The organism is Prevotella ihumii (assembly GCF_900155655.1).
Taxonomy (GTDB): Bacteria; Bacteroidota; Bacteroidia; order Bacteroidales; family Bacteroidaceae; genus Prevotella; species Prevotella ihumii.
In genome coordinates this window covers 2044361-2068960 of the sequence record NZ_LT706987.1, presented here as the reverse complement: position 1 = coordinate 2068960, position 24600 = coordinate 2044361, and the positions used below count along the sequence as shown (strand labels likewise).

Annotated in this window: 18 protein-coding genes and 1 pseudogene; 17 read left to right on the top strand and 2 right to left on the bottom strand. The window is 38.1% G+C overall.

What is annotated here, in order from left to right; all coding sequences use genetic code 11:
* Positions 1–174 precede the first annotated feature (174 nt).
* From CZ367_RS09255 to cls, 5 genes are all read left to right on the top strand, one after another.
* On the top strand, positions 175–420 hold the full coding sequence (locus CZ367_RS09255; protein ID WP_077196633.1) for a hypothetical protein: 246 nt from the start codon (positions 175–177) through the stop codon (positions 418–420).
* Positions 421–546: 126 nt separating this feature from the next.
* Positions 547–2949: a mechanosensitive ion channel family protein gene (locus CZ367_RS09250; RefSeq protein ID WP_077197416.1), complete on the top strand. Its 2403-nt coding sequence runs from the start codon at positions 547–549 to the stop codon at positions 2947–2949.
* A gap of 122 nt (positions 2950–3071) precedes the next feature.
* A complete protein-coding gene (gene kdsA / locus CZ367_RS09245) occupies positions 3072–3830 on the top strand; it encodes a 3-deoxy-8-phosphooctulonate synthase (protein ID WP_077197415.1) in 759 nt (252 codons plus the stop codon).
* Between the two features lie 66 nt (positions 3831–3896).
* The gene (locus tag CZ367_RS09240; protein ID WP_077196632.1) at positions 3897–4847 is read left to right on the top strand and encodes a KpsF/GutQ family sugar-phosphate isomerase; all 951 of its coding nucleotides are present in this window, start codon (positions 3897–3899) and stop codon (positions 4845–4847) included.
* A gap of 178 nt (positions 4848–5025) precedes the next feature.
* Positions 5026–6429, top strand: a complete 1404-nt coding sequence (gene cls, locus CZ367_RS09235) for a cardiolipin synthase (RefSeq protein ID WP_237581657.1) — start codon at positions 5026–5028, stop codon at positions 6427–6429.
* 33 nt (positions 6430–6462) lie between these two features.
* Here cls and CZ367_RS09230 read toward each other — a convergent pair whose 3' ends face one another.
* Positions 6463–7074 carry a response regulator transcription factor gene (locus tag CZ367_RS09230; protein WP_077196631.1) on the bottom strand — a complete coding sequence of 204 codons (612 nt, stop codon included), beginning with the start codon at positions 7072–7074 and terminating at the stop codon, positions 6463–6465.
* A gap of 107 nt (positions 7075–7181) precedes the next feature.
* Positions 7182–8138, bottom strand: coding sequence for a helix-turn-helix transcriptional regulator (locus CZ367_RS09225; protein WP_077196630.1), 957 nt, complete (start codon positions 8136–8138; stop codon positions 7182–7184).
* A 1761-nt stretch (positions 8139–9899) separates the two neighbouring features.
* On the opposite strand from CZ367_RS09225, the gene CZ367_RS09220 reads away from it, so the two are divergent.
* From CZ367_RS09220 to CZ367_RS09165, 12 genes and pseudogenes are all read left to right on the top strand, one after another.
* Positions 9900–11444, top strand: coding sequence for an ATP-binding protein (locus tag CZ367_RS09220; RefSeq protein ID WP_077196629.1), 1545 nt, complete (start codon positions 9900–9902; stop codon positions 11442–11444).
* 19 nt (positions 11445–11463) lie between these two features.
* Positions 11464–13008 carry an ATP-binding protein gene (locus CZ367_RS09215; RefSeq protein ID WP_077196628.1) on the top strand — a complete coding sequence of 515 codons (1545 nt, stop codon included), beginning with the start codon at positions 11464–11466 and terminating at the stop codon, positions 13006–13008.
* 19 nt (positions 13009–13027) lie between these two features.
* Positions 13028–13639 (top strand): annotated as a pseudogene (locus CZ367_RS09210) (AAA family ATPase); the annotation flags it as partial.
* A 14-nt stretch (positions 13640–13653) separates the two neighbouring features.
* The gene (locus CZ367_RS09205) at positions 13654–15195 is read left to right on the top strand and encodes an ATP-binding protein (RefSeq protein WP_077196627.1); all 1542 of its coding nucleotides are present in this window, start codon (positions 13654–13656) and stop codon (positions 15193–15195) included.
* A gap of 13 nt (positions 15196–15208) precedes the next feature.
* Positions 15209–16396, top strand: a complete 1188-nt coding sequence (locus CZ367_RS09200) for a hypothetical protein (RefSeq protein ID WP_077196626.1) — start codon at positions 15209–15211, stop codon at positions 16394–16396.
* A gap of 12 nt (positions 16397–16408) precedes the next feature.
* Positions 16409–16600, top strand: a complete 192-nt coding sequence (locus CZ367_RS09195; RefSeq protein ID WP_077196625.1) for a hypothetical protein — start codon at positions 16409–16411, stop codon at positions 16598–16600.
* A 43-nt stretch (positions 16601–16643) separates the two neighbouring features.
* A complete protein-coding gene (locus CZ367_RS09190; protein WP_077196624.1) occupies positions 16644–17753 on the top strand; it encodes a DegT/DnrJ/EryC1/StrS family aminotransferase in 1110 nt (369 codons plus the stop codon).
* Positions 17746–18963, top strand: coding sequence for an ATP-grasp domain-containing protein (locus tag CZ367_RS09185; protein ID WP_077196623.1), 1218 nt, complete (start codon positions 17746–17748; stop codon positions 18961–18963). The genes CZ367_RS09190 and CZ367_RS09185 overlap by 8 nt, the downstream gene beginning before the upstream one ends.
* A 15-nt stretch (positions 18964–18978) precedes the next feature.
* On the top strand, positions 18979–20091 hold the full coding sequence (locus CZ367_RS09180) for an ATP-grasp domain-containing protein (RefSeq protein WP_077196622.1): 1113 nt from the start codon (positions 18979–18981) through the stop codon (positions 20089–20091).
* A 628-nt stretch (positions 20092–20719) separates the two neighbouring features.
* A complete protein-coding gene (locus tag CZ367_RS09175; protein ID WP_077196621.1) occupies positions 20720–22156 on the top strand; it encodes a lipopolysaccharide biosynthesis protein in 1437 nt (478 codons plus the stop codon).
* Positions 22153–23382 carry a hypothetical protein gene (locus CZ367_RS09170; RefSeq protein ID WP_077196620.1) on the top strand — a complete coding sequence of 410 codons (1230 nt, stop codon included), beginning with the start codon at positions 22153–22155 and terminating at the stop codon, positions 23380–23382. The genes CZ367_RS09175 and CZ367_RS09170 overlap by 4 nt, the downstream gene beginning before the upstream one ends.
* Positions 23383–23386: 4 nt before the next feature.
* A complete protein-coding gene (locus CZ367_RS09165) occupies positions 23387–24475 on the top strand; it encodes an acyltransferase family protein (RefSeq protein ID WP_077196619.1) in 1089 nt (362 codons plus the stop codon).
* The last annotated feature ends 125 nt before the right edge of the window (positions 24476–24600 follow it).

Below are 24600 nucleotides of genomic sequence, written 5' to 3'. Positions count from 1 at the left end.
TCAAAATGCAAGAGAGTGAAGGAGTGTAGCGGGCTACACGACTGAACGAACTTACATTTTGAACCAAAAAGAAGCCAAAAGATAACAAAACGTATTTCATAAAAAAATAATGACTATATGCGGTGGTAATTTATAGAACCAGCCTTAATATGGCTTATCAAAAAATAAAACAGTATGGAGATAGCAGTTTATGATAATGATATTATAACGCAGCACGATTTTTATAATCTATGTGGCACAACACTCAACGAGGTATCAAATAAAGATTATCCAAGCACCAATTATTTCAACCCTGAAATAATGTGTCTTGATATGGACACCTATGAAAGAATGACACCTAACAATCAACCTTACAGCACCATGGACGCTGTAATAGGAATGGGAATTTGGAATGGAATACACCTAAAACATAAACAGTAATTCAGCAATCGCACTTATATTGGGGTACTTTGCTCCCTACATAGGCGTATTTTCAGCGAATTTACTTTGAAAATCCATAATAGATTATTAAATTTGCAGAAGATATTTAAGAAACCAATGCAACGTATGCAAAAACGAATATATGCCCTCATTTTCTTGCTCTGCTGTATGCTGATGCCAGCAGGGGCGGTGTTACAGGAGGATTCGCTCCAAAACTCGTTGGCTGTTTTGCGCCAAGAGCTCACGAAAAAACATTATCGACAGCGTGAAAAACTGAACCGTTCGAAGGTGATTACTGACCAAGTAATGAAACAATTGATAGAGATTGGGCAGAAATCATCGCAGGTGTCACTGATGCTTTATTCGCAAACAACGGATAATGTGTTCGACCTTACCTATGCTTGCCACGAAGCTACATCGCTCTGGCAAGACTTCCAAACAATGACACAACCTTTCCACGACATCGTAGAAGGAAGCAAAACCGATATAGCACGTTACGACTCGCTCATTACAGTGCTAAGCACAATGTATATGATTGGTATGAGTGAGAAAAACAAAACCGATCGCAACGTGTGTCTCACCTTGGCTGTAAGCATCAGAAAAATGCTGCAAGAGAACAACAATGTGTATAAAGAATATGCGCAATACTACCATTATTATGAAGGACAACTCAAATCGATGAACGACTATGCGCAGGCTCGTTACAAAGAGTTTCAGACGGGTTTGTTTGCAAAAAGAGGTGATAGCTACTTCTCATTTTTAAAGAATTTCAAGGTAAAATCGCTAACAATGAGCGCAATAGTGGCAGAGAAATATCTGCCTAAACGAACGGTAAAGTCGCAATGGGACGTGATGTGGCTCATCGGACTTTTCTCTATGATACTGATTTATGGATTGATAGCCGTGCTCATCAATTATCTTAGTATTCGATTTTTGGTATCTAAAATTCTTGCACGTGAACGTTTTGCAGAGATAAATAAGGGCTTTTTGGCAAAGCGAACTTGTATTATCATCACTGCATCGGTTGTGGCTTTTGCGCTCATTTTGATCATTATTAGATTCTTTAGCCAGTCCAACTTCGTGAATATGGCTTGCAGTTTGCTGTTAGAATTTACGTGGCTATTGGCTGTTGTCTTTGGTTCGCTGCTGCTTCGTGTCGATGGTTCGCAAATCCATGCTACTTATAAAATCTATTATCCGCTGATATTCATTGGCTTTTTAGTGATAGCATTCCGCATCGTAATGTTGCCTGGAAGCGTGGTCAACCTTATTTATCCACCCTTGCTATTGATAACGGCTGTATGGCAATTGCAAATAATTTATAAGTATAGCAATGACATTCCAAAAACCGACCTTCGATTGAGCTATTTCTCGTTTGCCGTATTTGCGTTTGCTGTTATTAGCTCTTGGATTGGCTTTATTTATCTTTCGGTGCAAGTCATCATTTGGTGGACTATGCAATTGGCTTGCTTATTGACAATTACTTGTATACGCGACTATCTCAAATTGTACAAAGAACAGAAGGACTTATCGCACAGTCCAGTGAGCAAAGCTTGGTTTTTCCGTCTCATCTATTATGTTGTGTTGCCTGCTTCGGTAGCAGTTTCGTTTATCCTTGCTGTATATTGGGCAGCTGCTGTGTTCAACCTCAGCACCCAAACTTGGGAGATTGTGAAAACCAATTTCATTGACACACAAAACTTTAAGATAAGTGTTTTCGGCATCATACTTATTGTGGTGTTATGGTATGTGTTTAATTACATCAACCACACACTCAAAGATTTCATTACGCTCTATCTTGAAAGCAACGACCCAAGTACGGCAGTAGCTAAAAGTGTAATGATATTCAATGTGTTACAAGTAGTGATTTGGGGTGCGTGGTTATTAACTGCACTAAGCATTTTCAAGGTCAACAGCACGTGGTTGGTAGTGGTTTCGGGAGGTTTGTCTACGGGTATCGGTTTCGCAATGAAAGACATCTTGGAAAACATCTATTATGGCATTTCGCTTATGGCTGGACGCATCAAGATAGGCGACCTTATCGTGTGCGATGGCATACGTGGTAAGGTGAGTTCTATCAATTACACTTCTACCATCATCGAAGCCTCAGATGGGTCAGTAATAGCGTTCCAAAACTCGCAATTATTTACGAAGAATTACAAGAACTTGACCAAAAACAACGGACAAGAGTTGGTGGTTTTGGAAGTGGGAGTGGCATACGGAACAAACATCAATCACGTGAAAAAGTTGCTTGTAGATGCTATTTCACAATTGGATTGTATGCTTGAAGGACGTGAAGTAAAGGTGGTTATGAGTCGTTTTGATGATAGTTGCATCACGTTGAAAGTGATAGCGTGGCTCAATGTACTCACTCAGTTTGGCGATAGTGGCATCATTATGGAGTGTATCTATACCACACTGAACGACAACGGTATAGAAATACCATTCCCACAACGAGATATAAACATACGACACATCGAAGCTGCAACGCAAGAAGATGTAGAAAAAGAGGTAAAAGGTGGAAACTAATTTCAGCTTAGAACAAGTTTAAAGACATAAAAAACTTGTACGTTCACCTTATTATATCTACCTTTGCAAGGCGCAAAAAAAGAACATTCACAGAAAATAATACAAACATAAGAATGCAAAAGATGAAAAATCAAAATGTTTACATTGCAGGTCCGTGCGTCATTGAGCACCAAGAGCTATTAGAAACAGTAGCTCAAGAATTGGTAAGACTCAACCAAAAGTATGGAATAGATATTATTTTCAAAGCCAGTTTTGATAAGGCCAACCGCACAAGTCTCAAGTCGTTTCGTGGCCCGGGTATGGAGAAAGGACTCGAAATGTTGAGCAACATTAAGGAGAAGTTCGGTCTCCGCCTCCTCACCGATATACACGAAAGCTATCAAGCCGAAGAGGTGGGCAAGGTGGTAGATGTTATTCAGATACCAGCCTTTCTATGTAGACAAACCGACTTATTGGTGGCAGCGGCACAGACAGGCAAGATTGTGAATATAAAAAAGGCACAGTTCTTAAGCGGAAAAGATATGCGCTACCCCGTAGAGAAGTGTCTTAAAAGCGGTGCAAAGGAAGTTTGGCTCACCGAACGTGGCAATTCATTTGGTTACAACAACCTTGTGGTAGACTTCAGAAATATTCCTGATATGCAGGAGTTCAGCCCCACAGTTATTATGGACTGTACCCACAGCGTTCAGCGACCTTCGGCAGGCGATGGAAAAACCGTCGGCGACCGCAAATTTGTGTCCTCTATGGCATTGGCTGCTAAGGCTTTCGGGACTAATGGATACTTCTTTGAAGTGCATCCTGAACCAGACAAGGGGCTAAGTGATGCAGCCAATATGTTGGAATTATCGAAACTTGAAAGTCTAATAGAAAAACTACAATAAGCTAAAGATGGGTTTCAAAAAGCATAAAGAGTTGTTAGAAACCATCTTTAAAAGGAGATTTAAGGAATGAACACTGTAAGAGACTACGCCATACAATGTATCAAGGAAGAGGCACACGCTACACTTGCCTTGATAGACCAATTGGACGAAAACTTCGACAAAGCTGTCGGTTTGATGTTCCACTGCAAAGGTAAAGTAATTGTAACAGGCGTTGGAAAGAGTGGAAACATTGGTGCAAAGATTGCTGCAACCCTATCTTCTACGGGTACGCCTGCATTCTTTGTCAACCCATTAGACGTGTTTCACGGCGATTTGGGCGTAATGACAAAGGACGACGTTGTACTCGCACTCTCCAATTCGGGACAGACCGACGAGCTATTGCGCTTCATTCCGATGGTTTTGCACAACAATATTCCCATCATAGGAATGAGTGCCAACCCACAATCGCTATTGGCTAAGTATTCCACAGCACATATCAAGGTGTGGGTAGAGAAAGAGGCATGCCCCCTAAACCTTGCCCCCACCAGCTCAACCACCGCAGCTCTCGTTATGGGCGATGCCTTGGCAATAGTTCTGATGGAGATGAGAAAGTTCCGTCCAAAGGACTTTGCACAGTTCCACCCAGGTGGTGAACTTGGCAAACGCCTCCTTACTACAGCACAAGATGTGATGCGGTCGGACGACTTACCTATCATTCCAAAAGAAATGCACTTAGGTGAGGCTATTATTCACGTGAGCAATGGAAAATTGGGCTTAGGTGTTTCGGTAGAAAACGACAAAGTAATAGGACTCATAACCGATGGTGATATACGTAGAGCGATGGAGAAATGGCAAGCCAAATTCTTCGACAAGACCGTGGAAGACATTATGACACGCAAGCCAAAGATGGTACTTCCAAATACAAAAATTACTGAAATACAGCGTATTATGCACCAACATAAGGTGCATACGGTGCTTGTTTGCGACAAGGAAGGACATCTCTTTGGCGTAGTAGACCATTATAGCTGTATGATTTAATGGCATTAGCAGTTCCGTTTAATTGGCATAATAAGTCCAGTAAATGGGTATAATAAGCCCCTAAATTGGTATCATCAATCCATTTCGCTGGCAGTATAGGCTATTGAATTAGCATAATAAGCTCATTAAATTGGCAATGGCAGCCGTAGAATAACAATACGAAATTAAAACAAAAAAAGTGATTTTAAGAAGAAAAAGTAGACATTTCTTCCCCCTTATATGCTTGTGCTACTTGTTGGTAGCACAAGTTTGTTCTCTATATGCTAACGGAACAATTAGCAAAACCCAATCTATTCCATTTCAAAAATCATTATTCGCTTGCCAAACTTCGTTGCACGCTTGCAATGAGGCAGATGCTGCGTTGCAACCCTCGAACCAATCGTCTGACTCGCTCATTGTCAAGCGATTAAGAGACAGAGGTATAACCTTTAGCCGCAATAACACTGTAACATTACTGACCAATGGTCAAGAAAAGTTTGACGACCTTTTCTGTGCCATAGAGCAAGCACAAAAAAGCATACACTTAGAGTACTTCAACTTCAGAAACGATTCCATCAACGAAGAGTTGGTGAAACGCTTGGCAAAAAAGGCAAAACAGGGCGTAGAAGTGCGTGCCATATTCGACGGATTTGGAAATTTCAGCAACAACAAACCGATGAAGAAACGCCATCTCAAGGCAATACGCGAGCAAGGCATCGAGATTTACGAGTTTAAGCCCTTACGCTTTCCGTGGCTACACGACATCTTCAACCGTGACCACCGCAAGATTGTAATCATTGATGGCAAAGTGGGCTACACGGGCGGAATGAACGTAGCCGACTACTACATTCACGGAACAGAGGTGGTGGGGTCATGGCACGACCTGCATTGTAGAATTGAGGGCGATGAAGTGAACACCCTTCAAACCATTTTCTTGCGAATGTGGTATCTCGTATCGGGCAAGAAAGTAAGCGGCGCACAATACTATCGTGGCATAAGCAACGCACAATATATCAAAGGATTAAAGCCCGATACGTGCCAAACAGCAGGAAAGAAAATGGTGGGCATCATTAATCGCGAGCCCAAGACCACCAATGCCATTATCCGCGACTTCTATTACGAAGCGATAAGTTGTGCCAAAGACAGCATAAAGATAATAAATCCTTACTTCACCCTAAGCCATAAACTGATGAAAGCCCTTGCCAATGCGGCTCAAAGAGGGGTAAAAGTAGAAATTATGCTAAGTGTGAAAAGCGACATACCCTTAACGCCCGACTGCGGATTTTACAATGCACACAAGCTAATGAAGAAGGGTTGCACGATATGGATGTTCAAGCCAGGGTTTCATCACACAAAGATAATAATGGTAGACGGCAAGTTGTGCACAGTAGGGTCTGCTAATCTCAATGCAAGAAGTCTGCGTTGGGACAGAGAACTCAATGCCGTAGTGGTAGACAAGGAAACGACACGGGAGCTTGAAATTCTTTTTGAAAACCAGAAAAAAGACAGTTTTCGCCTCACAGAACAAAAGTGGAAACAGTGGCGCACACCTTGGCAAAGGTTCAGAGCGTGGTTTGCGCACACCTTAGCCCCCATTTTGTAACAAAAATATAAAGGCGAAAGCAGCAAAAAATACCTATATCTTATTAATATCTACGTATCCGTGCATCACCGCATAGATGGTGAGTGCCGATACACTCCTCATACCCAACTTGTCCATGATGTTCTTTCGGTGGGTAATAACCGTGGTAAGACTAATGCAAAGTTGCTCGGCAATCTCCTTATTGATAAAGCCTTGCACTATCAACGATAAGACCTCAATCTCTCTGTTGCTCAATATTTTATTGCGCAACGCTTGAGGCATTTCGGGCAGATTGCGTCCTCCAGCGTGCCCATACTGCACCACTTTTAGCAAATCTTTTACCAATTCGTCTTCAGGCGCATTGATGCAAAAACTATGGAAACCCGACAATTGCGAATTAGGGTCTTTAGATATGGTGAGTACAATGGTCTTGTGAATAAGATCAGAGAAGTAAACACGCTTCTCCAAGACAATGGTTTGAGCGATGAAATAATGAAAGAAATTTTCTGGTCCTGCAGCATAAAACTCTGCAAACGATGAGAAAGTTTCTACCGTCATAATGGGTATAACGGTCTGTAATATATTCCTCAACCCCAACACAGCCAAGGTGTTAGGGTCAACAATTGCAATTCGTGGACGCCCTTGCATCATTTTTTCTTGTTCCATAGTATGCAAAATTACAACAAAAAGCCCAAACAAAAGAAAGTGTTCTATAGAAATTATCGATTTTAAACTGATAACTCCTATAAATCACCTTTTCTATTCTATAATAATTACAAACTAACTGCGCTAATGTCTACCAAGTTGTTCACAATAGCATAGATGGTTAATCCCGCAGGCGAATGTATCTGCAACTTGCGTGCTATGTTGCGTCGATGCGTAATAACGGTATTGGCAGAGATACACAAGTGGTTAGCTATTTCCTTGTTGGTCATTCCCTGTACCACGCTCACTATCACGTCTTTTTCTCTGTCGCTAAGCATTTCTGTCGCATCGCCATTGCTATTGAGCATATTCGAAATCTTCACACTCACATCGTTCTGCTTGCTCTTCATTTCCAAGTGGCGTATAGCTGGAATAAATATCTCGTCCTCCACATTGGCGTGTTGGTCAAGCCAATCTTCGCAATTGTATATATCGTACAGTGTTGCTGTGAGTTGACTATTGCGGTGCGCGTCCGATGGCAAGTACTTAATGATAATATTCTTCAGTTCGCGTAGCTTGCTGTCGGTTTGCATATGATGTTTCGAGAAGGTTTCTATATCGTAATTTTCGTTTGCCTGCCCAAGAAGTAGCGAGTCTACATAAGGGAACACATTCTTCTCTTCGTACTTCATATGGTTGCGTATGTCGTGCGTATACTCGTCGTAGAGCTTCAATATGAGACGTGCAAGATTGTCGGCTTCGTCTAATGCGTCAACCAACTTCTGGCGTATGAAAGGCAATTGAAAATCAAGGTAATACGTGTGACTGGCTTTCAAATATTGCACCAAGGTAGAGATAGATAAGCGGTTGGCATCGTCAAACTCTTTGTAACCATTTATCGTAAAATTGACAACTGCCAAAAAAGTATATGTGTCCACATTCTGACTGTCGCAAACTTCGCGCACGGTCTTGTCGCCGAAACCAAGATTGATTCCGAAACTCCCCAATGCTTGTAGTAGGTCGTAGTTGTCGCTGATGAGATTTATCATCTTGTCATCAGCTTCGTACATTTTATGATTTTTCATTTAGTTCGCTTCTTATTACATAATAGGTGCAAAATAACAATTTTTTTTCTAATGCTGCAATAATCATTTTTAGGTATTTACAGAATACCAAACAATAAGTATTGCATCAAATAAAAAACTATCGTACTTTTGCAAACAATTGAGTGCAGGGATAATTGCTGCTCTCGTACAGCAAAGAAAGAAGATAAGCTCTCCAAGCTTCACCATTTTTGTGCTGCGAGATTGTGATTAGCAACTGCACCTTTTTTTGATTTGTGCAAATATACAAATAAATAATGGTTTGTAGAAAAAAAAGGTGCAAAAACGAATAAAACTATCATAAACCTTTACATTTGTAAGTTCGAAGCATATTGGTCTGTTTTTCCTTCACCCATCTATCATCAGCCATCGTTAAACGTTAAGAATGTAAAAGATATATGTTTGAGTTCCTCAAAGTTGAACTTTAAGCCTATGAAACATATATGTTTGGCAGTCTCAAACATATATGTTTTAAAATACGCTTATAACACACCTGTTAATCAAGCATTTACAAACTTAGCATAAGAGAAGATATAAGCAGCCCAAATTCGTCTATTTTTCGGTACAGATAAATGGTGTACAACAACGATAAGATGAAAAAAAAATATATCATTTTATTTGCAATTACCTTTTTTTATTCCTATTTTTGTATTCCACATCAATCTAAGCGTATTAAGGACGCAAAATAATGTAAAGTCATCTGGCTAGTTCTGTAAATTAGCTTTGTTAGATTTTGAGCTTATTTTTGAGGTCAAAATGCAAGAGAGTGAAGGAGTGGAGCGAGCTACACGACTGAACGAACTTACATTTTGAACCAAAAACGGAGCAAGCCGAATGCAATCAAACTTGTTTGAATGGTTGAGGCGCAGCCTGTTTTATATAAAAAGAAGCCAAAAGATAACAAAACGTATTTATAGAACCAGCCTACAAATCGAACAACGATAATTAAGGCATAACCGAAGTAGTCGAGAAACCGAACAAAATCGGCTAAATGGTTAAACAATTATAGATGTAAAAATTGCTTAGTTCGGTTTTTTATCGTACCTTTGCAACAAATAACATCAAAATCTGACTCACGATTGCTCTGCGGGACAATGTCCTAAATGCGGAGGTTGGGGTTTAGAAATTCACTCCAAACTTCCTTTTTGTTCTAAAAAAGGAGGAGAGAAAGTATTTCCAAAACTTTAGCCTTTGTACCGAGCAACAACAAAAAGAATAGTTTATAGGCTGGTTCTATAAATTAGCTTTGTTAGATTTTGAACCAAAAACGGAGCAAGCCGAATGCAATCAAACTTGTTTGAGTTGTTGAGGCGCAGCTTGTTTTATATAAAAAGAAGCCAAAAGATAACAAAACGTATTTCATAAAAAATTAATGACGATATGCGGTGGTAATTTATAGAACCAGCCTATAACACATACATTAAGCAGTGTGAACTTTTAAAAAGTTAATATCTTCACATTGTTTAAAAGACCCAAGCGGAGTAATCATTATTCCCCCAAACACGCAAAGAGCTTTCATTAAACCCAAATCGGTCATTAGACCAGTTTAGGTGCTTACTTTATTATTTTTGAAACTTATGAGCTGTCTTTTGTCTTATTTTGGCTTTATTTTACCTATATCTGCAGTCACATAGCCCGCTATGCTCCTTTGATATATGCAAAATAAATCGCAAAATAATCGCAAAATACATTCTCATTCTAACGACCGATTTGGGTTAAATAGTTTTAACAAAGGAAGACTATATGAAGTACCCCATAGGAATACAGACGTTTAAAAAAATAAGGAAAGACAATTTTATCTATGTAGATAAAACTGAGCTTATTTATAAACTCGCACACGAAAGTCAGTATCTATTCCTTAGTCGACCACGTAGATTTGGCAAATCATTACTCTTATCTACATTGGAAAGTTATTTCAAGGGCGAAAAAGAATTGTTCAAAGGATTAGCCATAGAGAAGTTGGAAACAGAGTGGATACAACGCCCTGTGCTCCACTTTGATATGAGCACAGCAAAGCATAAAAGTGTTTCAGAACTTGGAGAAGAATTAGGCATAAAACTATCTGAATACGAAAAACTATACGGAAAAGAAGAGGAAGAAAAACTGCCTAATCAACGATTAGCAGGCTTGATTAAGCGTGCTTATCAGCAAACGGGGCAACAGGTAGTTGTACTTATTGATGAATACGATGCACCACTACTCGATGTGGCATACAATCAAGAGGTATTTGAAGAATTGCGCTATACGATGCGAAACTTTTATAGTCCGCTAAAGGCGTGCGACCCTTATCTCCATTTCGTATTCCTAACAGGTATCACCAAGTTTTCACAACTCAGCATATTCTCAGAACTCAACAATATACGCAATGTAAGTATGCTCCCCAAATATGCAGCTATTTGTGGAATAACAGAAGATGAACTAAAGACCGTATTTGCAGAAGATATAGAAGAGATGGCTGCTAATCTGTCCATATCGACAGAAAGTGTATTCAAGGAATTGAAACATAATTATGACGGGTATCACTTTTCTGAAATATCACCAGATATTTACAACCCTTTCAGCTTGTTAAATGCTTTTGCAGACAGAAAGGTTGATGCCTATTGGTTTGCATCGGGCACACCTACCTATTTGATAGAAATGCTCAATAAATTTAATGTAAGTCCAGAGGAAATAGATAATCAAGAGGCAACAGCCGACTATTTCGATGCACCAATGCACACGATGACTTCCATTATGCCGCTGCTCTATCAAAGTGGATATATCACTATCAAAGATTACGAACCTATTACAGGCTTATACACATTGTCTATTCCTAACAATGAGGTGAGAATAGGACTGATGAAGAACTTGCTAAACAACTATGTGAAACAACCGCAGATAGCAAGTACAACGGTGGCGAAATTATATACAAAGCTGTTAAAAGACGATTTGGACGAGTTTTTTAATCTCCTCAAAACGTTTCTCGGCACTGTACCTTACACCGAAAACACCCAATACGAAGGGCATTATCAGTCGCTATTCTATGTTATATTCAGTCTGTTAGGGCAATACGTAGATATAGAAATACGCACACCACAGGGCAGAGTGGATATGGTGTTAAGAACTACTACACGTCTATACCTTATAGAATTTAAGATAGACGCTTCATCTGAAAAGGCATTGCAGCAAATAGACTTGAAACAATATCCTGAACGTTTTGCACTCGCAGGACTTCCCATCACAAAGGTAGGAGTAAACTTCAGCAGCAAAACAAAGAATATTGAGAGTTGGGAGATAACCAACAAGTAGTTTTAAAGGAGGAAGCAATATGAAGTACCCCATAGGAATACAGACGTTTGAAAAAATCAGGAAAGACAATTTTATCTATGTAGATAAAACTGAGCTTATTTATAAACTCGCACACGAAAGTCAGTATCTATTCCTAAGTCGACCACGCAGATTTGGTAAATCATTGCTCACTTCAACCCTCGAAAGCTATTTCAAAGGCGAAAAAGAATTGTTCAAGGGATTAGCCATAGAGAAATTGGAAACAGAGTGGATACAACGCCCTGTGCTTCATTTTGATATGAGTTTGGCGAAACACGCTGATGTGGAACGACTTAATGAGTTGTTAGACCTTTTTCTCACACGATACGAACAGCAGTATGGCATAGAGAAAAGTACTAAATCGCCTAATACAAGATTGGCTAACCTTATTATAGAAGTGCAGCAAAAGACAGGGCAACAGGTAGTTGTACTTATTGATGAATACGATGCTCCACTGCTCGATGTGGCATACAATCAAGAGGTGTTTGAAGAATTGCGCTATACGATGCGAAACTTTTATAGTCCGCTCAAGGCGTGCGACCCATACTTGCACTTCGTTTTCTTAACAGGTATCACCAAGTTCTCACAACTCAGCATTTTCTCAGAACTCAACAACTTGAACAATGTGAGTATGGACGATGCCTTTGCTGCAATATGTGGCATAACGCAAGAAGAAATTGACACTGCATTAACGGAAGAAGTGGCACTATTGGGAGAGAAGATGGGGAAAACACCTCAGGAAGTGAAACAAGCATTAAAAGAAAACTATGATGGCTATCACTTCAGCCCAAACTCGCCAGATATATACAATCCATTCAGCCTGCTTACTTGTTTCTCTAAGAAAACAATAGGGGCGTATTGGTTTGCATCGGGTACACCGACCTATTTGATAGAAATGCTCAATAAATTTAATGTAAGTCCAGAGGAAATAGATAATCAAGAGGCAACGGCCGACTATTTCGATGCACCAATGCACACGATGACTTCCATTATGCCGCTGCTCTATCAAAGTGGATATATCACTATCAAAGATTACGAACCTATTACAGGCTTATACACATTGTCTATTCCTAACAATGAGGTGAGAATAGGATTGATGAAGAACTTGCTAAACAACTATGTGAAACAACCGCAGATAGCAAGTACAACGGTGGCGAAATTATATACAAAGCTGTTAAAAGACGATTTGGACGAGTTTTTTAATCTCCTCAAAACGTTTCTCGGCACTGTACCTTACACCGAAAACACGCAATACGAAGGACATTATCAGTCGCTATTCTATGTTATATTCAGTCTGTTAGGACAATACGTAGATATAGAAATACGCACACCACAGGGCAGAGTGGATATGGTGTTAAGAACTGCTACACGTCTATACCTTATAGAATTTAAGATAGACGCTTCATCTGAAAAGGCATTGCAGCAAATAGACTTGAAACAATATCCTGAACGTTTTGCACTCGCAGGACTTCCCATCACAAAGGTAGGAGTAAACTTCAGCAGCAAAACAAAGAATATTGAGAGTTGGGAGATAACCAACAAGTAGTTTTAAAGGAGGAAGCAATATGAAGTACCCCATAGGAATACAGACATTTTCAGAGATTATCAACAAAAAATGTATTTATGTTGATAAAACAGAAATTATATATAAACTTACAAACGAAAGTTCAAAATATATATTCCTAAGTCGACCACGCAGATTTGGCAAATCATTGCTCACTTCAACCCTCGAAAGCTATTTCAAAGGCGAAAAAGAACTGTTTAAAGGATTAGCCATAGAGAAATTGGAAACAGAGTGGATACAACGCCCTGTGCTCCACTTTGATATGAGCACAGCAAAGCATAAAAGTGTTTCAGAACTTGGAGAAGAATTAGGCATAAAACTATCTGAATACGAAAAACTATACGGAAAAGAAGAGGAAGAAAAACTGCCTAATCAACGATTAGCTGGCTTAATTAAGCGTGCTTATCAGCAAACGGGGCAACAGGTGGTTGTACTTATTGATGAATACGATGCTCCACTGCTCGATGTGGTATACAATCAAGAGGTATTTGAAGAATTGCGCTATACGATACGAAACTTTTATAGTCCGCTAAAGGCGTGCGACCCATACTTGCACTTCGTTTTCTTAACAGGTATCACCAAGTTCTCACAACTCAGCATATTCTCAGANTTAAAGGAGGAAGCAATATGAAGTATCCCATAGGAATACAGACATTTTCAGAGATTATCAACAAAAAATGTATTTATGTTGATAAAACAGAAATTATATATAAACTTACAAACGAAAGTTCAAAATATATATTCCTAAGTCGACCACGCAGATTTGGTAAATCATTGCTCACTTCAACCCTCGAAAGCTATTTCAAAGGCGAAAAAGAATTGTTCAAGGGATTAGCCATAGAGAAATTGGAAACAGAGTGGATACAACGCCCTGTGCTTCATTTTGATATGAGTTTGGCGAAACACGCTGATGTGGAACGACTTAATGAGTTATTAGACCTTTTTCTCACACGATACGAACAGCAGTATGGCATAGAGAAAAGTACTAAATCGCCTAATACAAGATTGGCTAACCTTATTATAGAAGTGCAGCAAAAGACAGGGCAACAGGTGGTTGTACTTATTGATGAATACGATGCTCCACTGCTCGATGTGGCATACAATCAAGAGGTATTTGAAGAATTGCGCTATACGATACGAAACTTTTATAGTCCGCTCAAGGCGTGCGACCCATACTTGCACTTCGTTTTCTTAACAGGTATCACCAAGTTCTCACAACTCAGCATTTTCTCAGAACTCAACAATTTGAACAATGTGAGTATGGACGATGCCTTTGCTGCAATATGTGGCATAACGCAAGAAGAAATTGACACTGCATTAACGGAAGAAGTGGCACTATTGGGAGAGAAGGTGGGAAAAACACCTCAGGAAGTGAAACAAGCATTAAAAGAAAACTATGATGGCTATCACTTCAGTCCAAACTCGCCAGATATATACAACCCTTTCAGTCTGCTTACTTGTTTCTCTAAGAAAACAATAGGGGCGTATTGGTTTGCATCGGGTACACCGACATTCTTAATTGAGAAGCTAAAAGAGTTTGCAGTAGAACCTGAACAATTAGAACGAACAGAAGCATTTGCAGATGAGTTTGATGCTCCAACAGAATCCATCACATCTATCATTCCCCTACTCTATCAAAGTGGGTATATCACAATAAAAGGGTACGACCCTGAAGTAAATCTCTATACCATTGGTATTCCTAATCAAGAGGTACGTGTAGGATTGATGAAAGCGTTATTACCCAACTATGTGAAAAATACGAATGCATCAAGACTGATGGTTACACGGCTATACAAAGCATTGTGTAAAGACGATTTGGACGAGTTTTTCAACCTTCTTAAAACGTTTCTCGGCACTGTACCTTACACCGAAAACACGCAATACGAAGGACATTATCAGTCGTTGTTCTACGTTATATTCAGTCTGTTAGGGCAATACGTAGATATAGAAATACGCACACCACAGGGCAGAGTGGATATGGTGTTAAGAACTGCTACACGTCTATACCTTATAGAATTTAAGATAGACGCTTCATCTGAAAAGGCATTGCAGCAAATAGACTTGAAACAATATCCTGAACGTTTTGCACTCGCAGGACTTCCCATCACAAAGGTAGGAGTAAACTTCAGCAGCGAAACAAAGAATATTGAGAGTTGGGAGATAAAATAAAAACACTCTTGCGATGAAATTCCAAAAACAATTCCTAATAAGGCTTATTGTATGCTTCTTAGCTATTGCAGCTAATATGCACACAGCACAAGCACAACAATTCTTGTTTGATAAATTGTTTTTTGGGACTTGGCAGAATGAAAAAGGAAAAATGCAGACCTATCAAGCCAAACAACCAGTTTATGGATATAATTGGAACTTAACAACCGATGGATATAATGGTTGGTTTGGCACGGATACAGGATTGCATATAGGCACATCAAGACGTACAGTAAAGACAGTAACCATAGCTTCGAAAGAGGAATTTAAAAATCTCCAAATGGTGCGTATATTGTTGTATGTAAAGAACGATTTTAAGTTTACGTTAAAAATTGGAGAGCTAAATATCACAAAAAACATAAAGGCAACAAAGGAGGATGCAACAATATATCTGTTTCAAACAGAGAACAAAAGTGGCAAAATAGAATTTACAATAGAATATCCTAAGCCGCAAACAAAGGCAATATACATCTACTCGCTGGAAGCACTAACGGCATTAGGTGAGAGTAAAGACAACACACCACAAATAGAACCTACCAAAACAAAGTCGTTTATCCTCAATCGCACCCTCTCACACGAGCATTGGAACACGTTCTGTCTGCCTTTCGATGTTGATGCAGCAACCGTAAAAGAAACATTCAAAAATCCACAACTAAGAGAGTTTACAGGCGAGGTACAAGGCACAACTATGATATTCAGAGATGCCACCGAGATAAAAGCAGGCACACCTTATATAATTATGCCATCAGCAGAAGTCGCAAACCCAACTTTTACCAATGTTGTTTGCACCGCACCAACTCCAAAGACCGTTTCCGACCCAACAGGCAACTTTGCCTTTATAGGGAATTACAATCCCACAGACCTTAAAACAGATGGCACAGAACTTTTCTTAGGTGCGGAAAACAAGCTCTATCACCCCATCGAAAACGACAAAACAACAAGAGGCCTACGTGCATTTTTCAGAATAAAAGATGCCGTAAACACATCACAAGGCAAATACAATATCGATACTGAACAAGAAACGACAGTCCTGACACCCCTACAAAAGAATTCCGAAACACCCTCTCACGTATTTAGCATTGATGGTAAACGTATAACAAATACACCTCATCTAAGACAAGGTATATACATAAGAAACGGCAAGAAAATACTTATCCAATAACCTTGTAGCTAAATGAAAAATATCAAATACATACACCCCACCATAAATACAATCCCAATCACGCCTAATCGCTTGTTGGCAGGTTCAGAAGCAGGCATTACAAAAGATAAAAACATTGAAACAAACGCTCCCCTAACAGGTGGAGCAGGTAATTCATATGCCAAACAGGAAGAGTTTGGGGAGTGGGAAGAGGAAATAGAATAAATAACTTCTCAAAAATATATTATAGCTAACGAAGTATTAGAAAATGGATAACAAACCAATAACAGTGACATCGCCATTACTTCCCAATCTTGATGAGTTTCACGAAATGCTCAAAGATATATGGAACAACAAATGGCTCACCAACAATGGTGCATACCATCAACAATTAGAAAAGGCATTAGCAGAGTATCTTAAAGTACCCTATGTAGCCTTGTTTACCAATGGCACACTACCCCTACTCTGCGCTCTGCAGGCACTACGCATTACAGGCGAAGTAATCACCACTCCATATAGCTTTGTGGCAACAACCCACTCGCTATGGTGGAACAATATAAAACCCGTATTTGTAGACATCGATCCTGAAACTTGCAACATCGACCCTGACAAGATAGAGGCAGCCATCACCCCACAAACCACAGCCATAATGCCTGTACACGTGTATGGAAAGCCCTGCGACACAGAACGAATACAAGCCATAGCCGACAAATACGGACTGAAGGTGATTTACGACGCAGCACACGCCTTTGGGGTGGAAGTGAACGGAAAATCAATTCTTGAAGCTGGCGATATGTCAACCTTAAGTTTCCACGCCACAAAGGTTTACAATACAATAGAAGGTGGAGCATTGGTTTGCCATGATGAAAAGACGAAACAACGCATAGATTATCTGAAAAACTTTGGATTTGCAGGCGAAACCACTGTAATTGGACCAGGTATCAATGGAAAGATGGACGAAATACGCAGTGCCTATGGTCTACTGAACTTAAAACAAGTAGATAATGCCATAGCTGCTCGTCAACAAGTAGCCAAAACTTATCGTGAAGCCTTACGCAACGTAGAAGGTATTAGCTTTATGGACGATATGCCAGGTGTACGACACAATTACAGCTATTTCCCAATTTTCATAGATAAAGAAAAGTATGGTATGACTCGCGATGAACTTTATTTTAAGATGAAAGAACAAGGAATATGGGGACGCCGTTACTTCTACCCTCTCATCAGCGAGTTCTCAACCTATCGTGGGCTTAGAAGTGCAAATCCCGAAAACCTACCTGTGGCACACAGCATAGCAAACAGCGTAATTTGTCTGCCGATGTATCACAGCTTGACAGAAGAAAGTATTACACGCATTATAAAGTTAATAAATGGATAAAACACAGCCACGTATTCTCTTATTAGGAGGATCGCCACAGCAGGTTATTGCCATCAAGAAAGCAAAAGAGATGGGCATTTATACCATCTTATGTGATTACTTACCAGATAATCCTGGACAATTCGTTGCAGATAAATTTTATAACGTAAGTACTACCGATGTTGAAGCCGTATACAAAGTAGCCGAACAAGAAAAAGTAAACGGAATACTTGCCTATGCAAGCGACCCAGCGGCTTTACCAGCAGCAATCGTTTCAGAACGATTAAATCTTCCTACAAATCCTTCAAGCTCTGTTGCTATATTGGGAATAAAATATCAATTTAGAAAATTCTTATCAGACAATAATTTTGCTTGTCCCCAATATGTAACATTTACTCCTAAAACTTCCGAAACAGAACTAAAAGAACTCATTTCTAAATTTTCCTTTCCAATTATCATTAAACCTACCGACTCTTCAGGCTCGAAAGGAGTAACAAAGATAGAATCAATTCATCATAATTTAGACGAGGCTATTACGTATGCGAGTCAATACTCACATAACCAAATTCTTATAGCAGAAGAATTTATAGAACGTGGCTTTCCCTATGTAATAGGAGGGGATATTTTTGTAAAAGAAGGCAAAATTATCCTCTTCGGAGAGATGAGCTGCCTACGGGACAATGCTAACAGCGCACTTATCCCAATTGGGAAAAAAAAGCCCTCTGGACTTGACAATCAGCAAGTTACAATTGTACACAAGGATTTACAAAGGATTATCAACGCCCTTAATATCCGCTTTGGAGAACTAAATATAGAACTGCTTATTGATAAACAAAACAGAGTACATTTCTTAGAAATAGGTCCACGGGCAGGAGGTAATATGATACCCATCCAGTTGAGCGACATCTTTAAGGTAGACTTGGTCAAAGCCAATATAGCTGCCGCCTTAGGTATCCATTTCGACCTTTCCTTGGAAGAACAGGAAGGTTGTTTTATGCATTACGTACTCCATAGTTATGAAGAAGGCGAATTTGATAAAATAGAGATCGCACCTGAAATTGAAAAATCTGTTTATAGAAAAGTAATTTATAAAACAGAAGGTGATAAAATAGAATTCTTTGATGGAGCAGGAAAAGCTATTGGTATCATATTCCTTAAATTTAACACCATAGAGGAAATGGAATACTTCTGCAAAAACCACGAACAACTTGTCAAAGTCAATTTAAAATAGTAAAGACAAAACATAATGAAATTAGCAATCATAGGTGCCTCCATCGGTCAGATAGAAGTCTGTAAAAAGGCAAAAGAAATTCCAAACTTAGAAACATACTGCTTTGCATGGGAAAAAGGTGCTGTATGCAAAGACTTGGTAGACCATTTCGTGCCTATATCTATTATGGAAAAAGATGCCATAGTAGACAGATGTAAAGCACTCAAGATAGACGGAGTAGTTAGTAATGCTTCGGACAAGACATCCCTGACAACTGCCTATGTCGCCGAAAAATTAGGACTACACACAACACCTTACAGCCAACTGTTAAAGATTAAGGATAAAAATTGGGTGCGCCAGCAAACAAACAATATCCTTGGACTGACAAGTATAAGGTTTGAGAAAGTAAACTTCCAACGCATCAAAGAAAAAATATTCTATCCTTGTGTGATAAAACCCATCACAGGGGCTGCAAAAGTGGGGGTAAACTTCCTCAATTCAGAAAATGACTTCAACACCCTGCAAATAGACGAAGCACTCAAAGAAAGCGATTTCCTAATAGAAGAATACATAAAAGGAAGAGAAGTGTCAGTAGAATCCTTATCTTACGAAGGACAACATAATGTTATCCAGATTACGGATAAAATATCAACAGGTGCACCACACTTTGCAGAATTAGGACACAATCAGCCAGCCGACTTGCCACAGCATATTTCAGAACAAATCTGCAAATTGATTCCTGAAATATTAACAGCAGTAAATTTCACAAATGGTGCATCACATATAGAATTGAAAATATCGCCAGATAATAGAATATACCTCATAGAGATAAATCCAAGAGGTGGAGGCGACCAAATATCGAATAGGCTTGTAACATTAAGCACGGATTGCGATTATATCAAAGAATTGATAAATATTTCAATAGGCTCGTATACTTACAAACCTACAACAAATACAGCCTTTTGTGGTATTCGCTTCCTATGTGAGCAAACAAAACATCTGCTCCATTATGCTACCAATGCCAAAGATTATCCTGAAATCATAGAATACAAATATGACGGCACCCCATTGATAGAACAACGCACAAACTATGAACGGAATGGATACATACTATTTGTGAGCAAAGATAAAAAAACTAAAATAGAATAAAGTGCGTATACAAAGAATACAAGACATAGATAACTGGGCAAACTTGTTTAAAGATTTTATAACAGAACTTGCCAATGAAGAAGAAAATACCAAAGTTTAGAATAGAAAGTTTTTGTAAATTCTTTGAGATTTATTTTGCATATATCAAAGGAGCATAGCGGGCTATGTGACTGCAGATATAGGTAAAATAAAGCCAAAATAAGGCAAAAGACAGCTCATAAGTTTCAAAAAGAATAAAGTAAGCACCTAAACTTGTCTAATGACCGATCTGGGTTAAAAACAATCTTATTTTAATGGAACTAAAACTTTAGAGGTATTTTTAGAACCCACTTAAAAATATTGTTCTATTTTTCCAAACCTAATCCAAAGTTTTTGAAATATCAACTCTTTAAAAGCAAAACATATATGTATGACCTCCCCAAAGTTCAACTTTAAGGGTGTAAAACATATATGTATGAGAGGCTGAAACATATATGTCTTAGAACTACACTATAAAGCTCTAACTATCAGCTATTTACAAATTCGCCTTCAAAACTTTACACCTTTCTATAATTTGGTCTGTTTATCTGTTGCTCCAAATCGTAAAAAGAAGTTTCTAAATTTATAACACCCAACGAATAATACAACAATGAGTAGCGACTCGCTAAAAGCAAAAACAGCCAAAGGGCTATTATGGAGCAGTATAGAACGTTTCTCTAACCAAGGAATAGGATTTCTATTTTCTTTATTTTTAGCAAGATTGCTTGAACCCAAAGATTATGGGTTGATTGCAATGTTGACTATATTTCTTTCAGTGACAAGTGCTTTTATAGATAGCGGTTTCTCCAATGCGCTTATACAAAAGCAAGATAGAACCGATACAGACTTATCTACTACTTTCTATTTTAACATTGGAGTTGGACTAATAGCTTACTTGTTTTTGTGGATAATTTCACCATTCATAGCCGATTTTTACAATATGCCCATTCTATCGCCATTGACCAAAGCAATGGGAATTACTGTTATTTTCAGTTCGCTAAGTGTTGTACAGCAGGCTATATTAATGATAAAAATAGATTTTAAGTCGCAAGCAAAAATCTCACTCATCAGTACAATTATTTCGGGAGTTATTGGGGTGGGAATGGCCTATTGGGGATATGGTGTTTGGGCTTTAGTAGGGCTTAACCTCGCAGCAGGATTATCCAGAATGGTTCTTCTTTTTATTTGGGTAAGATGGATACCAAAAGAAGCATTCTCTTATACCTCTTTCAAACATTTATTTTCTTTTGGTTCAAAACTTTTAGCCTCAGGATTAATGGCAACAATATATGAAAATTTATATCCGCTCATTATCGGAAAATTTTATTCTGCTGCCAACTTAGGCTTGTTCTCAAGAGCACAATCATTAGCAGCAATGCCTTCTTCAAATCTCTCTAATGTATTCCAACGTGTTACATTCCCTGTGTTAAGCACTATACAAGATGATAGCGAAAGATTAAGCAACAATTATAGACGCTTACTTTGTATGGGGGCTTTTGTCATTTTCCCCCTTATGGTATTATTAGCAGCCATAGCCTCCCCGTTAATAGAAGTTTTGCTTTCGCATAAATGGGCAAATTGCGTGATATATCTACAAATTATATGCTTTGCAATGATGTGGTATCCCATTCATGCCATCAATTTAGACTTATTACAAGTAAAAGGGCGAACAGACCTTTTTCTTAAATTAGAAATTTATAAAAAAATTATAGGCGTAACGATTCTTTTCATAACACTAAATATCAACTTAATAGCAATGAGTATTGGAATGGTTGTCAATTCCTTAATTGCACTCATCATTAATACACATTATACAGGTAAATTAATCAATGTAGGTTTTTTAAAACAAATGAAAGATTTATCCCCCATTTTATTGAATAGCCTATTGATGGGTGCCATTTCATTTAGCGTCACAGAATGCTTTAAAGATAATGTTCTAAAACTAACGTTTGGAGTTATTTCTGCCATAATATCATATTGTATCATTGCTTACCTTATGCATTCTGAAGAATTAGAATATGGGCTTAATTTAATAAGGAAACGATGAAATATTATATAATTTTTCAACCCTCTATTAAAAGTATAGGGGGAGAAGAAATGTATACACGAAATAAAATTGTATCAGCACGAAAAAATAATTTTATTCCAGTAGTAATACACCTCAATATAGGTTCTGAAATTTATATCGACGAACTAAGCCCATACGTCAACAACTATAGCAATCTGTTTCGACTCCCTCCCAGTGTATATCCCAAATGGATAAGAAATAGATTAATTCATAAGATATTAAAATGGATTCCTAATTATGACGAAGGTGAATGTATTGTTGAATCACACGAAGTAATAGATGCACAATGGGCAGAATTATTGGCCTCACATATCAAGGCAAGGCATTTAGCTTATATGATATTAGAGAGCAATAGAATTAGTAAAAGCGAATTTAACTATTTCAATTTTAAACATATTCGACACGAATTGGTAGGAATGACCAAGCAAACCATTCCTGATATGTTTAAGCCATATCGTGTACTAAACCAAGGAAGCGCTCTAAATGCAACTTGTTCAAATGTATTAAGCAATATACCTTTGAACGAAAAGTTTAGGCTTCCAAAATGTGATTACGCTATTGGAACTATTGGCAGAACAAACAAAGAATACGTTCTGCCAATGATTGACGCAGTAATCCGATTTGTTCATCATTATCCCAAACTACAATTCAATTTTCTTTATATAGGAGGATCACAAGACAAAGAATCAGAAAAAGCTGTAATCAACAAACTAAAAGGTATTCCTAATATACACTTCGTTTTTACAGGCTTAATTTTTCCCATCTCAATTGAAATGGTAAGACAATTAGATGTGTGTTTAGCCTCAGCTGGCTCTTGCACTGCTGCATATAACTGTGGAGTTCCTACAATTTCCATTGACGGGAGAGATTATAAAGGGATTGGTATTTTTCGTAAAACGTGTCCATATAGTCTTTTTCGTGGCAAAGAGACGCCGCCTATTGAGATAGAAGAACTACTCACACAAGTACTGATAAAGAAAGAATTTACAAAAGAAGAAGCTACTATAACTCCTGATCCAGAGTTTACAGAACATTGGGATTTCATAAAAAAGATGCCAGAACAACACAACTATTATGATGTTGCTCAAATAATTTATCCAAAGAAAGACATCTTTTGGATGATTATTCTTCAATACTTTGGTAATAAGACTTATCATAGAATTACCTCCTTGCTACAAATAATCCATAAGATAAAAAGGCACTAAATAAATGAACCATTTAAATAAAATCCACAAGAGTAGTATGCGAAACTCGAACATTGAGCTTTTACGCATAGTCTGTATGCTTTTTATCATAGGCGGACACATCATAAAGTTCGGATTTAAAACGGAATACGATGCTGATTGTTTTTTAGGAGGAACAGATTATATCCTACAACACGTCTTATATAGTATCTTTGTCATAGCTGTCAATGTGTTTATCCTCATATCAGGATATTTCAGTATCAAGTTTCAGCTTAAAAAACTTCTAAAGATTGAATTTCTTGTATTGTGTTATTCTCTACCTATATTTGCTTATCTCCTTTTCTCACATCAAGGCATTACCCACGCTGTGAGTTACTTGTTCCCTACCTTATCAAGCGAATATTGGTTCGTATCAACCTATATGGTACTCTGCATTACCGCACCATTATTAAACAAACTAACAGATAGCCTTGACAAAAGACAGTTCAAGCGGCTTCTTATCATCTCTACAAGCTTATTTTACATTTGGGCAACTTTTTGTTACGTACTGAATTTCAGACAATTACAAGCAGATTTCGGGGGGGGTATAGTTAATTTTTCTATACTTTATTTAATTGGCAGATATATAAAAATACATTATAAAAGTAAGAATAACCCATCAGCATATTTCTTACAATTTTTCACTTGTATAGCAATTATGAATATTCTTGAAATCATTTATAGTAAATTACTTGGATTTCCATTTACAGCATTTCAGAATCTAAATTCAATATTTATAGTCATGGCTTCAATTATATTCTTTTTAGCTTTTCAAAGAATGAACTTTCATAATAAATTAGTCAACAAATTAGCTATGCACTCATTTTCTGTTTATATCATCCATTTTAACAAAGCAGTAATGCCGCTTATCTCTGCTTTATCACTTTATCTTAAAACACAACTGAATACACCAATATGGTTAATCCTTTTAATTATTCCTTGCGCTATATATTTGGTTTCTATAACTATTGAGCATTGCCGTGCTATTCTTTTATCCAACATAGAAGAATATATATGCACTAACACTACAAAAATAATACTTAAGGTTGGTTCTATAAATTACCACCGCATATAGTCATTAAATTTTTATGAAATACGTTTTGTTATCTTTTGGCTTCTTTTTATATAAAACAGGCTGCGCCTCAACAATTCAAACAAGTTTGATTGCATTCGGCTTGCTCCGTTTTTGGGTTCAAAATG

What these genes read in the sequence shown, in the direction of transcription:
- CZ367_RS09255 (WP_077196633.1), top strand. Translation starts at nt 175, where the DNA reads ATGGAGATAGCAGTTTATGATAATGATATTATAACGCAGCACGATTTT.
- CZ367_RS09250 (WP_077197416.1), top strand. Translation starts at nt 547, where the DNA reads ATGCAAAAACGAATATATGCCCTCATTTTCTTGCTCTGCTGTATGCTG.
- kdsA (WP_077197415.1), top strand. Translation starts at nt 3,072, where the DNA reads ATGAAAAATCAAAATGTTTACATTGCAGGTCCGTGCGTCATTGAGCAC.
- CZ367_RS09240 (WP_077196632.1), top strand. Translation starts at nt 3,897, where the DNA reads ATGAACACTGTAAGAGACTACGCCATACAATGTATCAAGGAAGAGGCA.
- CZ367_RS09230 (WP_077196631.1), bottom strand. Translation starts at nt 7,074, where the DNA reads ATGGAACAAGAAAAAATGATGCAAGGGCGTCCACGAATTGCAATTGTT.
- CZ367_RS09225 (WP_077196630.1), bottom strand. Translation starts at nt 8,138, where the DNA reads ATGAAAAATCATAAAATGTACGAAGCTGATGACAAGATGATAAATCTC.
- CZ367_RS09220 (WP_077196629.1), top strand. Translation starts at nt 9,900, where the DNA reads ATGAAGTACCCCATAGGAATACAGACGTTTAAAAAAATAAGGAAAGAC.
- CZ367_RS09215 (WP_077196628.1), top strand. Translation starts at nt 11,464, where the DNA reads ATGAAGTACCCCATAGGAATACAGACGTTTGAAAAAATCAGGAAAGAC.
- CZ367_RS09205 (WP_077196627.1), top strand. Translation starts at nt 13,654, where the DNA reads ATGAAGTATCCCATAGGAATACAGACATTTTCAGAGATTATCAACAAA.
- CZ367_RS09200 (WP_077196626.1), top strand. Translation starts at nt 15,209, where the DNA reads ATGAAATTCCAAAAACAATTCCTAATAAGGCTTATTGTATGCTTCTTA.
- CZ367_RS09195 (WP_077196625.1), top strand. Translation starts at nt 16,409, where the DNA reads ATGAAAAATATCAAATACATACACCCCACCATAAATACAATCCCAATC.
- CZ367_RS09190 (WP_077196624.1), top strand. Translation starts at nt 16,644, where the DNA reads ATGGATAACAAACCAATAACAGTGACATCGCCATTACTTCCCAATCTT.
- CZ367_RS09185 (WP_077196623.1), top strand. Translation starts at nt 17,746, where the DNA reads ATGGATAAAACACAGCCACGTATTCTCTTATTAGGAGGATCGCCACAG.
- CZ367_RS09180 (WP_077196622.1), top strand. Translation starts at nt 18,979, where the DNA reads ATGAAATTAGCAATCATAGGTGCCTCCATCGGTCAGATAGAAGTCTGT.
- CZ367_RS09175 (WP_077196621.1), top strand. Translation starts at nt 20,720, where the DNA reads ATGAGTAGCGACTCGCTAAAAGCAAAAACAGCCAAAGGGCTATTATGG.
- CZ367_RS09170 (WP_077196620.1), top strand. Translation starts at nt 22,153, where the DNA reads ATGAAATATTATATAATTTTTCAACCCTCTATTAAAAGTATAGGGGGA.
- CZ367_RS09165 (WP_077196619.1), top strand. Translation starts at nt 23,387, where the DNA reads ATGAACCATTTAAATAAAATCCACAAGAGTAGTATGCGAAACTCGAAC.